The organism is Citrobacter sp. Ct235 (genome assembly GCF_030332305.1).
Taxonomy (GTDB): Bacteria; Pseudomonadota; Gammaproteobacteria; order Enterobacterales; family Enterobacteriaceae; genus Citrobacter_A; species Citrobacter_A telavivensis.
The window spans coordinates 54,416-70,601 of record NZ_JAOWIC010000047.1 but is presented as its reverse complement, the minus strand read 5'-3'; the positions used below and the strand labels follow the sequence as shown (position 1 = coordinate 70,601).

11 protein-coding genes are annotated in these 16,186 nt (G+C 52.0%); 5 read left to right on the top strand and 6 right to left on the bottom strand.

Features of this window, described 5'->3' with window-relative positions; all coding sequences use genetic code 11:
• Positions 1 to 7: 7 nt before the first annotated feature.
• The 3 genes from OGY35_RS13450 to OGY35_RS13440 all read left to right on the top strand — a co-directional run bounded on the left by OGY35_RS13450 (position 8) and on the right by OGY35_RS13440 (position 5,266).
• Positions 8 to 964, top strand: coding sequence for a GlxA family transcriptional regulator (locus tag OGY35_RS13450; protein ID WP_286632528.1), 957 nt, complete (start codon positions 8 to 10; stop codon positions 962 to 964).
• 34 nt (positions 965 to 998) lie between these two features.
• Entirely contained in the window at positions 999 to 2,078 is a 1,080-nt protein-coding gene (locus OGY35_RS13445) for a LacI family DNA-binding transcriptional regulator (protein WP_286632527.1), read from the top strand.
• Between the two features lie 110 nt (positions 2,079 to 2,188).
• Positions 2,189 to 5,266, top strand: a complete 3,078-nt coding sequence (locus OGY35_RS13440) for a beta-galactosidase (RefSeq protein ID WP_286632526.1) — start codon at positions 2,189 to 2,191, stop codon at positions 5,264 to 5,266.
• A gap of 121 nt (positions 5,267 to 5,387) precedes the next feature.
• On the opposite strand, the gene OGY35_RS13435 is transcribed toward OGY35_RS13440, so the two are convergent.
• From OGY35_RS13435 to OGY35_RS13410, 6 genes are all read right to left on the bottom strand, one after another.
• The gene (locus OGY35_RS13435; RefSeq protein WP_286632719.1) at positions 5,388 to 5,720 is read right to left on the bottom strand and encodes a type II toxin-antitoxin system RelE/ParE family toxin; all 333 of its coding nucleotides are present in this window, start codon (positions 5,718 to 5,720) and stop codon (positions 5,388 to 5,390) included.
• Between the two features lies 1 nt (position 5,721).
• Complete coding sequence (gene prpE, locus OGY35_RS13430) at positions 5,722 to 7,608, bottom strand: propionate--CoA ligase (RefSeq protein ID WP_286632525.1); 1,887 nt, start codon at positions 7,606 to 7,608, stop codon at positions 5,722 to 5,724.
• A 39-nt stretch (positions 7,609 to 7,647) separates the two neighbouring features.
• On the bottom strand, positions 7,648 to 9,099 hold the full coding sequence (locus tag OGY35_RS13425) for a bifunctional 2-methylcitrate dehydratase/aconitate hydratase (RefSeq protein WP_286632524.1): 1,452 nt from the start codon (positions 9,097 to 9,099) through the stop codon (positions 7,648 to 7,650).
• Positions 9,100 to 9,135: 36 nt separating this feature from the next.
• Positions 9,136 to 10,305, bottom strand: coding sequence for a bifunctional 2-methylcitrate synthase/citrate synthase (gene prpC / locus OGY35_RS13420; protein ID WP_286632523.1), 1,170 nt, complete (start codon positions 10,303 to 10,305; stop codon positions 9,136 to 9,138).
• A 200-nt stretch (positions 10,306 to 10,505) separates the two neighbouring features.
• Positions 10,506 to 11,387 (bottom strand): methylisocitrate lyase, encoded by an 882-nt coding sequence (gene prpB, locus OGY35_RS13415; RefSeq protein WP_152405728.1) that lies wholly within the window; start codon positions 11,385 to 11,387, stop codon positions 10,506 to 10,508.
• Positions 11,388 to 11,892: 505 nt separating this feature from the next.
• Positions 11,893 to 12,249, bottom strand: coding sequence for a hypothetical protein (locus tag OGY35_RS13410; protein WP_286632522.1), 357 nt, complete (start codon positions 12,247 to 12,249; stop codon positions 11,893 to 11,895).
• 427 nt (positions 12,250 to 12,676) lie between these two features.
• Between OGY35_RS13410 and OGY35_RS13405 the strand changes: the two genes are divergently transcribed.
• Positions 12,677 to 13,930: an HlyD family secretion protein gene (locus OGY35_RS13405; protein WP_286632521.1), complete on the top strand. Its 1,254-nt coding sequence runs from the start codon at positions 12,677 to 12,679 to the stop codon at positions 13,928 to 13,930.
• Positions 13,930 to 16,068 carry a peptidase domain-containing ABC transporter gene (locus tag OGY35_RS13400; RefSeq protein WP_286632520.1) on the top strand — a complete coding sequence of 713 codons (2,139 nt, stop codon included), beginning with the start codon at positions 13,930 to 13,932 and terminating at the stop codon, positions 16,066 to 16,068. The genes OGY35_RS13405 and OGY35_RS13400 overlap by 1 nt, the downstream gene beginning before the upstream one ends.
• Positions 16,069 to 16,186: the final 118 nt, after the last annotated feature.

Genomic DNA, 16,186 nt, shown 5'->3' with positions numbered 1-16,186 from the left:
GAAAAGTATGCGCCCTGTCACCGTCGCGATCGTCGCCGTTGAAGATTTCAGTCCGTTTCACTTCTCGGTGCCGTGCATCATGTTCAGTGAAAAAGCCGCGGCAAAGAAACGCTTTGAGGTGCAGGTTTGCGCTGAAATCCCAGGTGTTGTCACCTCCCGGGAAGGCTTTTCCGTCACGGCTACCCAGGGACTGGAGGCGGTGACCGCAGCCGATATCGTGATTGTCCCCTGGTGGGGAACGCCCTCTCTTCGTCCGCCGCAGTCGCTGCTCGATGCGCTGGTTCAGGCCCGACAAAACGGCGCGCAGGTGGTCGGATTGTGCCTGGGGGCATTTGTCCTCGGCTATGCAGGACTGCTGGACGACAGGCGCGCCGCCACCCACTGGGAGTTTGAAGCCGATTTTCAGGCGCGTTTTCCCGACGCGCACCTGGACATCAACGCCCTGTACGTCGACGATGACGGTATCATCACCTCGGCAGGCACCGCCGCCGCGCTCGACTGCTGTCTGTATCTCATCCGCCAGCGGTTTGGCAGCACGGTGGCGAATCAGATTGCGCGCCGGATGATTGTGCCGCCGCATCGCGAGGGCGGTCAGGCGCAGTTTATTGCCCAGCCGGTGGCGAAAAACACCCAGGATCAACGGATTAACAGCCTACTGGACTATCTGCGCCAGCATAGCCATGAACAGCACGACCTGGATTCGCTGGCGAAAAAAGTGATGATGAGTCGCCGCACGCTGAGCCGTCATTTTATGCAAGCAACCGGCTCAGGCGTTGCCCAATGGTTGATCAATGAACGCCTGCGCCGTAGCCAGGAACTGCTGGAATCCACCTCGCTTCCCGTTGAGCGTATCGCCGGGGAGGTCGGTTTTCTGTCCCCGGTGACCTGGCGTCAGCATTTTAAGTCTCGCTTCGGCGTCAGCCCGGCTGAATGGCGAAAAACCTTTCAGGGTGTGGCATCATAGCGCGCAGAACATATTGAATTCAGGGGAAAGGATTGTGAAACCGGTAACGCTATACGATGTCGCAGACCACGCAGGCGTCTCCTATCAGACGGTATCCCGCGTGGTAAATCAGGCGAGCCACGTTTCCGCGAAAACCCGGCAAAAAGTTGAAGCCGCCATGGCGGAGCTGAATTACATCCCCAACCGCGTCGCCCAACAACTGGCCGGAAAACACACGCCGCTTATCGGCGTAGCAACGTCCAATCTGGCACTGCATGCCCCTTCGCAGATTGTCGCGTCCATCAAGTCGCGCGCCGACCAGTCCGGCGCCAGCGTGGTGATTGCGATGGTTGAACGCAGCGGTGTCGACGCCTGCAAAGCGGCAGTACATAACCTGCTGGCGCAGCGGGTAACGGGGCTGATTATTAACTACCCCCTTGATGAAGAACATGCCATCGCCGTCGCCGCCTCCTGCGGTACGGTACCCGTTTTGTTCCTCGACGTGTCTGATCTTTCCCCGATCAACAGTATTATTTTCTCGCACGATGATGGTGCCCGACTGGGTGTTGAACATCTGGTCCAGCACGGACACCAGCGCATTGCTTTGTTAGCGGGCCCCCGCACTTCCGTTTCGGCGCGCCTGCGCCTGGCGGGCTGGCATAAATACCTTGCTCGCCACCAGTTGCAACCGGTCGCAGAACAAGAAGGCGACTGGAGCGCGATGTCCGGTTTTTTGCAGACGCAGCAAATGCTCAGTGCAGGCATCATCCCCGGCGCAATGCTGGTGGCAAACGATCAAATGGCGCTGGGCGCGATGCGGGCCATCAGCGAATTTGGTCTGCGCGTGGCAAGTGACATTTCGGTAGTGGGTTATGACGATACCGAGGACAGCGCCTGCTACATCCCGCCGCTCACGACCATCAGGCAAGATTTTGCCCTTCTCGGCCAGACCAGCGTCGATCGCCTGCTGCAACTTTCCCGCGGCGAATCGCCCCTCGGAAATCAACTGCTGCCGGTCACGCTGGTGGAGCGAAAAACCGTTCTGCCCCCTGAAAAACAGCACACCTCCCCGCAGGCGCTGGCCGACTCGCTGATTCAACTGGCGCGTCAGGTCGCGTTGTTAAATCGGTCGTAATAATGTGAGTCAGTTCACTCATTAGGCTCCTCAGGCTTTACAGCTTTCTGGCTTCCCTCGTATGTTGAATAAAATTGTGAGCGAATAACAATTATCAACAGGATACAGCCATGACATTCACTACGGACTCACTCGCCGCCGTACTGGCTCGACGTGACTGGGAAAATCCCGGCGTCACACAGCTTAACCGTCTGGAGGCACATCCTCCTTTTGCCAGTTGGCGCGACGCGACTGAGGCGCGAGACAATCATCCCTCATCATCGGTTCGTAGCCTGAACGGTGCGTGGAAATTTAACTGGTTCGCCTCGCCGGAAGCGGTGCCGGAAAGTTGGCGACTGAGCGATCTGGATACTGCCGATACGATCGTTGTGCCATCAAACTGGCAGATGCACGGCTATGACGCGCCAGTTTATACCAACGTAACCTATCCGATCCCGGTCAATCCGCCGTACGTGCCTCATGAAAATGCCACAGGTTGTTATTCGCTCACATTCAATATCAACGAAGCCGAACGTCGCGATGGACAGACGCGAATTATCTTTGATGGCGTGAATTCCGCCTTTCATCTCTGGTGCAACGGACGCTGGGTGGGCTACGGTCAGGACAGTCGCCTGCCGTCCGAATTTGATCTCAGCGCATTTCTGGTCAGCGGTGAGAACCGTCTGGCGGTGATGGTGCTGCGCTGGAGCGATGGCAGCTATCTGGAAGATCAGGATATGTGGCGGATGAGCGGCATCTTTCGCGATGTCTCCCTGCTAAATAAACCCGCCACCCAAATCAGCGATCTACGCATCACCACCCACCTCAACGAAGATTTCAGCCGGGCAATATTGGCAGTCGACGTCAGCATGCGCGGTGAGTGGCGTGACTGTCTGCGGGTGACCGTTCAACTGTGGGATGGCGACGTGATGATGGGCGAAAGCACCGCGCCTTTTGGCAGTGAGATTATTGATGAGCGCGGTGCCTACGGCGATCGCACGACTCTGCGTCTGAATGTTGACAATCCTTCACTGTGGAGCGCCGAAACGCCGCATCTTTATCGCGCGGTCGTACAGCTGCATACCGCTGACGGCACACTTATTGAAGCCGAGGCCAGCGATGTCGGCTTCCGCCGGGTGAGCATTGAAAACGGCCTGCTGTTGTTGAACGGTAAACCTCTGCTGATTCGCGGTACCAACCGGCATGAACATCACCCTGAAAACGGCCAGGTGATGGACGAAGAAACGATGGTGCAGGACATCATTCTGATGAAACAGAATAACTTTAATGCCGTGCGCTGCTCCCACTATCCGAACCACCCGCGATGGTACACGCTCTGCGATCGCTATGGTCTGTACGTGGTGGATGAGGCCAACATCGAGACCCACGGCATGGTGCCGATGAATCGCCTGAGCGACGACCCGACCTGGCTGCCCGCGATGAGCCAGCGCGTGACGCGAATGGTACAGCGCGATCGCAACCATCCGAGCATTATCATCTGGTCACTGGGGAACGAATCGGGTCACGGCGCCAACCATGACGCACTGTACTGCTGGCTGAAATCAGAAGACCCGTCACGCCCGGTGCAGTATGAAGGCGGCGGCGCGGACACTGCGGCGACGGATATCATTTGCCCGATGTATGCCCGTGTCGATCAGGATCAGCCGTTCCCGGCGGTACCGAAGTGGTCAATCAAAAAATGGCTGTCGCTACCCGGTGAGCAGCGCCCGCTCATCTTGTGCGAATACGCTCACGCGATGGGCAACAGTCTGGGAGGGTTCGCCAAATACTGGCAGGCGTTCCGTCAGTATCCACGTTTGCAGGGAGGTTTCGTCTGGGACTGGGTCGATCAGTCGCTGATTAAATACGATGACAAAGGCAACCCCTGGTCCGCGTACGGCGGCGACTTTGGCGACACGCCTAACGATCGCCAGTTCTGTATGGATGGACTGGTGTTTGCCGACCGGACACCGCATCCGTCGCTGTATGAAGCGAAGCACGCGCAGCAGTTTTTTCAGTTTACGCTTCTACCGGGTGCCGAACGTAAGATTGAGGTCACCAGCGAATACCTGTTCCGCCATAGCGATAATGAGATCCTGCACTGGTCGATTGCGCTGGAAGGCAACCCAATAGCCACCGGGGAGATCCCGCTTGATATCGCTGCGCAGGGCCGTCAGGTTATCACCCTCCCCGACATCGCGCAGCCTGACAGCGCGGGTCAGCTCTGGCTAACGGTGCGCGTGGAGCAACCGCAGGCAACCGCATGGTCGCCCGCCGGTCATGTCAGCGCCTGGCAACAGTGGCCGCTGGAGGAAAAACTGAACATCATCTGCTCGCCGCGAGCCCGTACTGCGCCGCAACTCAGCGTCACTGACGCGGCCTTTCACGTGACACTTCGCACGACGCGTTGGGAATTCTGCCGTCAGCAGGGCACGTTAACGCAATACTGGATTGGCGATGAAGCCCAGTTACTGACACCGCTGAGCGATCGGTTCACCCGTGCGCCACTGGATAACGATATTGGCGTCAGTGAGGCGACCCGCATTGACCCCAATGCCTGGGTCGAGCGCTGGAAAGCCGCCGGGCATTATCAGCTCCAGGCGGTACTGCTGCAGTGCGATGCCGACGCCCTTGCCGACGCGGTACAGATCGCCACCGTTCACGCCTGGCAGTATCAGGGCAACACTTTGTTTATTAGCCGTAAAACCTGGCGTATTGACGGCCACGGCGAAATGCAGATCGCCGTTGATGTCGATGTCGCCAGCGGTACGCCGCATCCGGCACGTATCGGCCTGACCTGCCAACTGGCGCAGGTTGCAGAACGGGTCAACTGGCTGGGGCTCGGTCCACATGAAAACTACCCGGACCGCCTGTCTGCCGCCTGTTTTGACCGTTGGGATTTGTCACTGGATGAGATGTATACGCCGTATGTCTTCCCGAGCGAAAACGGCCTGCGCTGTGGTACGCGGGAACTGAAGTACGGTGCGCACGTCTGGCGTGGCGACTTCCAGTTCAACATTAGTCGCTACAGCCAGAAGCAACTGATGGAAACCAGCCACCGTCACCTGCTGCAACCGGAAGCCGGGAGCTGGCTGAATATTGATGGTTTCCATATGGGCGTCGGTGGAGACGACTCCTGGAGCCCATCGGTGTCGCCGGAATTCCAGTTGAGCGCCGGGCGTTATCACTATCGGGTTAGCTGGAGTTAAGTGTCTGATGGCGCGGCTTGTTCTGTAGGCCGGATAAGGCGTTTACGCCATCATCCGGCAACGGCACCATAGCGTTGCCTGATAGCGCTATGCTTGTCTGATCCGCGCAGGGATCCGGGAATTAGACGATAATCAGCCGCTTGAACAGCAGTTGCTGCACATCCTGCCGATGCGCCAGAATCGCATGGGCAGTGACGTGCGTTCCTTCGATGGAATACAGAACGCGGTAACTGGCTGCGTGATTGAATTCGCGATACTTTGCGCAGCCGATCTTTAACAGCTCAGGGCAAATCAGGCTCCCCGCAGAAAACTGCCCCACGACCTTTTCAAACTGCGTAAGAATATCGGTAATCATCGGGCGCGGCTCAATCTCTGCCCGACGGAGGTGAAGAACAATATCGTCGATGCAGAGTCTGTCTCCTGGCCCGGCGGCGCTGCACCACCGGGCCCTCAGGTTACTCTTCCATCGCCTGGCGTATTTGCTGCAGCGCCGCCGGATCGTCAAGGGTAGTGAGATCGCCCGGATCGCGGCCTTCACAAATCGCCTGGATCGTGCGACGGAGCATTTTGCCGGATCGGGTTTTCGGCAGTTGCGAAACAAACCAGACGTGGGCGGGACGTCCAAAGTTGCCAATCTGACTGTCCACCAACGCCATGATCGCCTTCTCTTCCGAATGCGCCACGTCCGGATCTTCGAGGCTATCGCTCTGTTTGGGAATGACAAACGCCACCGCCACCTGCCCTTTCAGCGCATCTTTCACCCCCACTACCGCCACTTCCGCCACGTTCGGATAGCTGGAGATACTCTCCTCGATTTCCCGCGTGCCCAGTCGATGCCCGGCGACATTAATCACATCATCCGTACGTCCGAGGATGAAGTAGTAGCCGTCGGCGTCGCGAATCCCCCAGTCAAACGTGGCATACACCTGACGGTTAAACAGCGACCAGTAGGTATTCACAAACCGCGCGTCGTCGCCCCAGATGGTCTGAATACAACCGGGTGGCAACGGCCCTTCGATGACCACCATCCCCTTCTCGTTGGCACCGCAAGGTTCGCCGGTTACCTCATTGAGCAACTGCACGTTATAGCCGTACATCGGCACGCCGGGGCTGCCGAGGCGCGATGGACGGTCATCCAGCGCACGGGCCAGCGCCATAATTGGCCAGCCGGATTCGGTCTGCCAGTAGTTATCGACCACCGGCACACCCAGCGTTTCGGTCACCCAACTTGCGGTCGGTTTATCCAGCGGTTCACCCGCCAGATAGAGCACCTCCAGTGAAGAGAGATCGTGATTGCGGATCTGCGCGGTTGGAAACTTCTTCAGCACACGAATGGCGGTCGGTGCCGAGAACATCCGGTTGACCTGATATTTTTCGACGATTTTCCACCACACGCCGCAGTCCGGATACGTCGGCAGCCCTTCATACACAATCGTTGCCATCCCCGCTAACAGCGGCGCATAAACGATGTAGGAGTGCCCCACAACCCAACCGATATCCGACGCGCAAAAAAACACGCCGCCCGCTTTGCCGCCAAAAATGGTGTCCATTGAGGTCGCCAGCGCCACCGCATAGCCACCGACGTCTCGCTGCACGCCTTTAGGTTTGCCGGTGGTGCCAGAGGTATAGAGAATGCAGGAGGTTTCGTTGGACTCCAGCCACGTCACCGGCACCGTGGCACCGAGATGCTGCTGGCGCAGAGTGGCAAAATCGAGATCGCGACCGGCCACGCGCGCCATTTTCGCCAGTCCCCGGTCCACCAACAGCACCTGTTTCGGCTGATGCTGCGCCTGATCGATAGCCTCATCGAGCAGCTTTTTGTAGGGCAACACTTTACCGCCGCGCGCTCCCGCATCGGCGGAGACAATCAGCACCGGCTTCGCGTCATCGATCCGCGCCGCCACGCTATGCGAGGCAAAACCGCCGAACACCACCGAGTGGATCGCGCCAATCCGTGCGCAGGCCAGCAGCGTGATATGCGCCTCGGCAATCATCGGCATGTAGACCAGCACCCGATCGCCGCGCTGCACGCCAAGCGATTGCAGCATCGACGCCACCACGTTCACTTCGTCATATAACTGACTGAAGGTGAAGGTGCGCTCCTCTTCGGTCTCGGATGAGACGGCTACCAACGCCAGCGCATCCGGTTGTCTGTCCAGCCAGCGGTCAATGGCGTTATGACACAGGTTGGTGGTACCGCCGCAAAACCAGCGGGCAAACGGCGGATTGCTGTTTTCCAGCGTCCGGGTAAACGGCTGCTGCCAGTCGATGCGCCGGGCCTGCTCGGCCCAGAACGCCTCCGGTTGCGTAATGGAACGCTGATAAAATTCGCTAAAAGACATAACGCTCTCCTGTTGAACTTACGCCTGATGAGGCGGGCTCTAGATGACATAAAGGTCCATATATTCATTGACCGGCATCTGCTCCAGGCGAGTTCTGTCCAGGGAGACATCCAGGATGCGCTGCTGTTGGCGGGTCGGGAACTGACGCGCCAGGTTAATTTTGAATTTTTCGATAAGTTTAGGGATCCCATCGGTACGACGACGCGCGTGACCAATCGGATACTCCACCGCCACCTCGTCAAAACGCGTGCCGTCGGTAAATTCAAGAGTAATGGCGTTGGCGATGGCGCGTTTTTCCGGGTCGTGATAGTCCGCGGTAAACGTCGGATCTTCAAAGCAGTTCATCTTCTCGCGCAGGGAATCGATACGTTTGTCCTGCGCCACATCATCCTCATAGTCTGCCGCCGTTAAGCGTCCGAACAGCAGCGGGATCGCCACCATGTACTGAATACAGTGGTCGCGATCGGCCGGGTTATTCAGCGGCCCCTGCTTGTCGATGATGCGAATGCAGGCTTCGTGCGTGCGAATGGTCACCTTCTCGATATCCGCGGCGCACTTACCTGCCGCCTGCATCTGTGCGTACAGGGTCATTGCCGCTTCGACCGCCGTCTGAGAGTGGAACTCCGCCGGGAAAGAGATTTTGAACAACACGTTTTCCATCACGTAGGAGCCGTACGGACGCTGGAAGCGGAACGACGCCCCTTTGAACGAGACATCATAAAAGCCCCAGGTTTTCGCCGTCAGCGCCGAGGGATAGCCCATCTCACCGGTTTTGGCCATCAGCGCCAGACGCACCGCGCGCGAGGTCGCATCGCCTGCCGCCCAGGATTTACGCGTGCCGGTGTTCGGCGCATGGCGATAGGTGCGCAACGACTGCCCGTCGACCCACGCCAGCGAAACCGCATTGAGGATCTCATCACGCGTCAGTCCCAGCAGTTCGGCGACCACGGCGGTAGAGGCCACTTTGACCAGCAGAACGTGATCAAGCCCCACGCGGTTAAAGGCGTTTTCCAGCGCAATACAGCCCTGAATTTCGTGGGCCTTGATCATCCCGGTCAGCACCTGTTTCATCGTCAACGGTGCTTTACCCGCCGCGACCGCGTTGCGCGACAGCCAGTCCGCTGTCGCCAGGATCCCGCCGAGGTTATCGGAAGGATGGCCCCATTCCGCCGCCAGCCAGGTGTCATTGAAGTCGAGCCAGCGGATCATCGCGCCGATGTTAAACGCGGCCTGTACCGGGTCGAGCTGAAACTGGGTACCCGGCACGCGCACGCCGTTGGGTACGACGGTTCCCGGTACAATCGGGCCCATCAGTTTTTTACAGGCCGGATACTCCAGCGCTTCCAGACCGCAGCCCAGCGTATCAAGCAGGCAGTAGTGGGCGGTGTCATATGCCACCGTCGAGGTGACTTCGTAGTTCATCACGTAATCAACGATATCAACGATTTCACGATCGAATTCCGGGCGAACATTCATTACTTGAGCTGACATTAGCGATATTCCTGTTTTTTATCGTTTGAAGGAGAATTAGTTACGCTGATCCAACGCGACAAATGCGCGGTCTTCCGGGCCGGTGTAATTGGCGGAAGGACGGATAATTTTGTTGTCCTGGCGCTGCTCGATGATGTGCGCCGCCCAACCGGTGACGCGGGCGATAACAAACAGCGGGGTAAACATTTCGGTGGGAACACCCATCATGTTGTAGGAAACCGCCGAGAACCAGTCGAGATTCGGGAACATCTTTTTCGTTTCCCACATTACCGTTTCCAGACGATCGGCAATGTTGTACATCTTCAGCGACCCGCCTTCTTCGGAAAGCTGTCTCGCCACCTTCTTAATGACCTGATGGCGCGGATCGGCAAGGGTGTAGACCGGATGACCGAAACCAATCACCACCTCTTTGTTTTCCACGCGTTGACGAATATCGGCCTCGGCTTCGTCCGGCGTTTCATAGCGCTGTTGAATTTCCAGCGACACTTCGTTCGCCCCGCCGTGTTTCGGGCCACGCAGTGCGCCAATCGCGCCGATAATCGCCGAATAGACGTCGGAGCCAGTCCCGGCAATCACGCGGCTGGTAAAGGTGGACGCATTGAACTCGTGCTCGGCGTACAGCACCAGCGAAATGTGCATCGCTTTTTCCCAGCTCTGCGACGGCTTTTCGCCGTGCAGCAGATGCAGAAAATGGCCGCCGATGGAGTCGTCATCGGTTTCTGGCTGGATACGCTCGCCGTTGTGGCTGTAGTGATACCAGTAAAGAAGAATGGAACTGAGCGAGGCCAGCAGCTTGTCGGCGATATCACGCGCGCCGGAAACGGTATGCCCCTCTTTTTCCGGCAGCGTACAGCCCAGGGCCGATACGCCAGTGCGCATGACGTCCATCGGGTGCGACGCCGCCGGCAGCGCTTCCAGCACGGTACGGACATTGGCCGGTAATCCGCGCAGCGCTTTGAGTTTGATTTTGTATGCCTGAAGTTCGTCACGGGTCGGGAGTTTTCCGTGAATCAGCAGATGCGCCACTTCTTCAAATTCGCACTGTTGGGCGAGATCGAGAATATCGTAGCCGCGATAGTGGAGATCGTTACCGCTTTTGCCAACGGTGCACAGCGCGGTGTTGCCCGCCGGTACGCCGGACAGCGCGACGGATTTTTTAGGCTTAATGACATGGGTATTATTTTGCAGGATCGTTGTGTCGCTCATGTTGTCCTCGTCATTATTATCATGTGTAGGGTATTGAGGGTTTTCGTCCAGGCCTGATAAGGCGCAGCCGCCTTCAGGCACTGCCGGATGGCACTGCGTTTATCCGGCCTACGGTTTCAGGTTCAGGGCATCCCGTTGTGTAGGCCTGATAAGGCGCAGCCGCCATCAGGCACTGCCGGATGGCACTGCGTTTATCTGGCCTACGGTTTCAGGTTCAGGGCATCCAGCTTCTCTTCGTACTGGTAGTAATTGATGCTTTCGTACAGTTCGTTGCGGGTCTGCATAATGTCGATAACGCTCTTTTGCGTCCCTTCCTGGCGCAGCACGTTGTAGACCTTTTCCGCAGCCCGGTTCATGGCGCGGAATGCCGAGAGCGGATAGAGCGCCATTGCCACGTTAGCGCTACGCAGTTCGTCGGTCGTGAACAGCGGCGTGGCGCCAAATTCGGTGATATTGGCGAGAATGGGAACCTGCACCGCATCGGCAAACTGGCGGTACATCGAAAGCTCCGTGATCGCTTCCGGGAACAGCATGTCGGCGCCCGCTTCGACATAGGCCTGCGCACGATCGATCGCCGCCGCTAAACCTTCTACGGCCAGGGCATCGGTACGCGCCATGACAACAAAGTTGGGATCGGTACGGGCATCCACCGCCGCACGAATGCGATCGACCATTTCTTCTTTCGACACAATCGCTTTATTCGGACGATGGCCGCAGCGCTTGGCACCGATCTGATCTTCGATGTGTAGCGCCGCCGCCCCGGCTTTGATCATCGACTTCACGGTGCGCGCGACGTTAAACGCCGAAGCGCCAAAGCCGATATCGGCATCCACCAGCAGCGGCAGCGGACACACGTCGGTGATGCGGCGAATGTCGGTCAATACGTCATCCAGGGTGGAGATCCCCAGATCCGGCAGTCCCAGCGAACCGGCCGCGACGCCGCCGCCAGAAAGATAAATCGCCTGATACCCGGCACGCTGGGCCAGCAGCGCATGGTTGGCGTTGATGGTGCCGACAATTTGTAAGGGGTTTTCTTTGGTGAGTGCAGCGCGAAACGCCTGACCCGGAGAATCCAGAGACATAGTCCATCCTCGTGTTATCAACTTGTTATTACCGTTGATTCACATAAAGCAAGGGCTATGCCAACACAAACATAACGGGAATTATTCATTTTAAAACAATGAATTAAATATTTTAATGACAGAGGAAGTGAAAAGATTAATGTCTATTTGCGTTTCATGAAACGCATACCGCATGTTTCATGAAACAAGGATGAAACACAACGAAAACAATTTTCGATATCAGTGATTTGCCTCTCTTTCAGATAGAGCTTCATCTAAATTTATTGGTTAATTTTAAAAACAATTGGCTAAAGAAAAACATTGTAGCAATGATTAATATAAATTTTGAAAATGCTTCTGGCGCTGAATACCAGGTATCCGGAAATGCAACATTTGCGCCGCTCAGAATCGAAGAGGACACGAATACAGACAATAGAATACAAAGCGCCTTTTTTATACTTTCCATTTGATTATCCAATACGTTATTTTCGTAATGGAGGAGTCACCTCCCCCATTAAACTTAAAACTACCGACAGGTACCACCAATTCCGCCTGAATTGCAATTATTGTTAGACCCTTTGCCTCCCCCATTACCATTCCCATTGGAAAAACATCCCCCAGCAAATGCCCCCCCCGCTATACCAACAGCGACTCCTGCGATCCCTCCCAGTGAGCCTGCAATAGCGCCACCAATAATACCATTATTGCAATTTGTCACATCCTGACCTAAACTACCATAAAACCCTGAATTACCATTCTGTCCCTGATTGTTGGCATTGCGGCCTCCGGAGCTAGAAGTATTCCTACCATTTTCATAATTAGAGTTGGCATTACCTCCTGAAACAAAACTTATTTCCAATATCGATAACTCACGAATATTCATACACTCTCCTTTTTTAAAATAAGTATTAGCGCACACCTCATCTCCCTTTCTTTATATTTCACTACATTTCAAAATGTATATGTAAAAATGTTAGATTTGAGATCTTGCTTGCAAAATATCTCAATCAATCAGTTAATAATATATATCTATACAAGAACATAAACAAATCACATAATCAATAGAAAGCTATAATAAGAACCATATATCATTCGTTGAAATTAGAATAAACTTTAATATCATTGTTCATACCCTCTCTATCTCATCCAAACCTAAAAATAGCAAATATATAAAAAGTCATCCAGATCTTGACAAAACTTAGTTTTGTTAGTTTATTAATAATGACAGGCGAAGACCTAAAGTTAAGTGCAAATATTAAATTATCAATAAAAATATCAAATACCCTAACAAAAAAACATAAGAATCACGAATGAAACTATTCAGAAAGGAAGTTATTGACAATTTAAATAGCACAACAAATGGAGGTGTGATTATCTCCACCTCATTCAATCTGTTCTTAAGTACAATCGCAACTATAATATTAATGATTTTAATATCCATCTTTCTTGGTTTTGGTGAGTACACCAGGAAAGCGCGGCTTACTGGAATTGTAATGCCATCATCTGGATTAATAAAAATAACGCCACAATATAGTGGCTATGTAACTAAATTAACAGTCCAGGAAGGTGAGCATGTTCAAAAGGGACAAGCTCTTTATCATATAAGTGGAGAACATTATAGCAGCAAAGGCACTGGAACTTTGGCTGCAATAAATCTATCCTTACAAACACAGCATTCCATGCTTTCCTCACAAAAAATGTTAGAACAACGTGATAATAACCAGCAACAACAGGCAGTTCAACAACATATTGCGTTGATACAGCTGCAAATAAAAAGCGGTGAGCAACGACTACTGCTAGCGAAACATCAAGCCGATTTATCTTCTATAGTTGTGAGCCGTTACCAAAAGTTAATAACTCAAAAATACGTTTCTGAAATTGAATACCAGTTAAAACAAATAGAATCATCGTCAGCTAAAGAAAATGTTGAGAATCAGCGTCAATTGCTTTTACAACTACGGGCCTCACTAGACAACGCAAAAGATGAACTAGCCCACTTAATTGTACAAGGGGAAAGTAGAAATGCAGAACTGAACAGACAGTTACAAATAATAAAGCAACAGCAATTTGAGCTGGCAAGCCAAGAAAACTTCACACTAACTGCGCCAGTATCAGGAACAGTTGTAGTTATTCTCATTAGACAAGGGCAATCCGTAAAAGCCCAAGAACCAGTAATGTCACTAGTTCCCGAAAATTCAGACCTCCAGATAGAACTTTACGCAACCAGTCAAAATGCAGGTTTTATTCATCCCGGTCAAAAAGTTGCTCTCAGATATACGGCTTTTCCTTATCAGAAATTTGGTGTCCAGTACGGAACTATTATCGAAATTAGTCGAATAACGCTAGCACCTACAGATCTACTATCCATTTCACCAATGATCTGGAAAGTAAATGAGGGTCACTATCGTGTCATTGTAAAACCAGAACTTTCGCATATTCTGGCTTATGGGAAATATGAACCTCTTCGCCCGGGAATGACTTTAGAAGGCGATGTCAATTTGGATACCAGATATTTATGGGAATGGCTAACAGAACCACTCTGGAGTCTAAAAGGAAAATTTTGATGGAATCACTGAAATGGTTTGGGAAAAAATATCTCCCTGTAATACGGCAGGCAGAATCGTCAGAATGCGGCCTCGCTTGTCTCGCCATGGTTGCCAATTGGTATGGATTGCGAACTGACTTATCTACTCTTCGTGGTCGTTTCAATATCAGTTCAAAAGGAATGACTCTACAACGATTAATAGAGTGTGCTGCTGCACTTAATCTATCCTCACGTGCAGTACGCTTAGATCTTGAAGAGCTAAAATCACTTAACCTTCCCTGCATACTTCACTGGAATATGAATCATTTTGTAGTACTGCATAGCATCAAAGGCCATAGATTAGTAATACATGATCCTGACAAAGGTAAAATTTTCATCAGTCTATTAGAAACAGGAAAGCATTTTACCGGAGTTGCTCTCGAATTAATGCCAGCAGCTGATTTTAGCTGCCGAGATGAAAGAAAAAAAATACGGCTACGTCAACTGACAGGTAAAACACCAGGATTATTTTCGGCCATGTTAAGCATCATGATATTTTCGCTAGTGCTCGAGGCAATCACTCTGGGAGGTCCTCTTATAAATCAAATTGTTATTGACGATGTTCTAGTAGCAGCAGATAAAAACCTACTGACTGTCATTTTAATTGCACTACTTCTACTTTCGCTAACTCAATTATTGCTGTCACTTGCCCGGCAATGGGCCAGTATTGCGTTATCCGTTAGTTTTAATATGCAGTGGACAGCTAATGTTTTTCATCACCTAATACGGTTATCCTTGGCCTGGTTCGATGCCAGAAGCATAGGGGGCATTAATGCTCGTTTTAGTGCAGTGAACAATATTCAACAAGCACTAACAACGCAAGTTTTAGATGGTATACTGGACGTTCTTTTAGTCATAACCTCTCTCAGTATGATGTTGCTATACAACCCTGCAATGACTTTTATTGTACTTTTGGCAGCGTTGTTTTACGGGGTATTAAGAGCACTTTGGTACCCCTCTCTACGACAAGCAACAGAAAATACTTGGGATGCCGAAACACGAGAATCTGGTCATTTTCTTGAAACGCTAAGTGGTATCTTGAGTCTCAGAATTAATGGTGTTATGTCACATAGAGAAGCTGCCTGGCTCAATCTAAATGTCGAGCGTAGAAACGCTCAACTACGCCAAAGCAGACTAATGATGGGATATGGCATAGTTAACACCCTAACATCTAGCTTAGTATCAACAGTAATTCTATGGAAAGGTGCCGAGGAAGTTCTGAACGGAACTTTTACAGTAGGAATGTTTGTTGCGTACCTTTCTTATCAAACACGTTTCTCCTCTAGTTCCAGCAACCTGATCGATTCATTTTTTTTATGGCGGATGTTAGATGTCTACAACGAACGACTAGCAGATATTGTAATGACACCGCAGGAAGGCCAGATTGATACAAATAATGCCACTCTTCCAGACAGTATATCTTCCCGTGAATTCACAAATTTATCTCCCTCTGCCATAATGAAAACTGAATTCCCTCTAGTATTGGAACACCTAGTCTTCAGTCATAAAGGTATAAACAATCGTATAATTAACGATATATCAATGACACTTAACCCAAGAGAAGTCGTCGCCATTACAGGTAAATCTGGATGTGGAAAATCGACCTTAATACAACTAATTTTAGGTATTTATGTACCTGATGCGGGTACGATCAAAACATTTGGAATTCCTAATTCACATCCAGACTACTTTCAAGTTCGCCAGCACATTGGTACAGTGCTTCAAAATGATCACCTATTTCGAGGGTGTATCGCAGATAATATTATTTTTTTCCATGAAGAAAATAGCTTTGAACGAATGATCCAATGTGCACAACTCTCCCTAATTCATGATGAAATTATGAATATGCCAATGGGCTATCAAACATTAATTGGAGAGGGTGGTGGAGGTCTTTCAGGAGGGCAGAAGCAACGAATACTGTTGGCGAGAGCACTATATAAGCAACCTGCATTTTTATTACTAGATGAAGCCACTAGCCATTTGGATATAGAAAGTGAGATTATTATCAGTCAAACACTCCGTCAGTCTGGAGTTCCAGTATTATTGATAGCTCACCGTCCAGAAACTCTCGCTTCTGCAGATCGCATATTGATTATGGATAAAGGGGAACTAAGATAAATAACTTATTAGCTCCATAAAAATTGAATACACAACTACTCAAGAATGATAGCAACATACATATGACTAACGCTATATGTACATAAATTAATCTTTTAATAGCAGTACCTGTACTCGA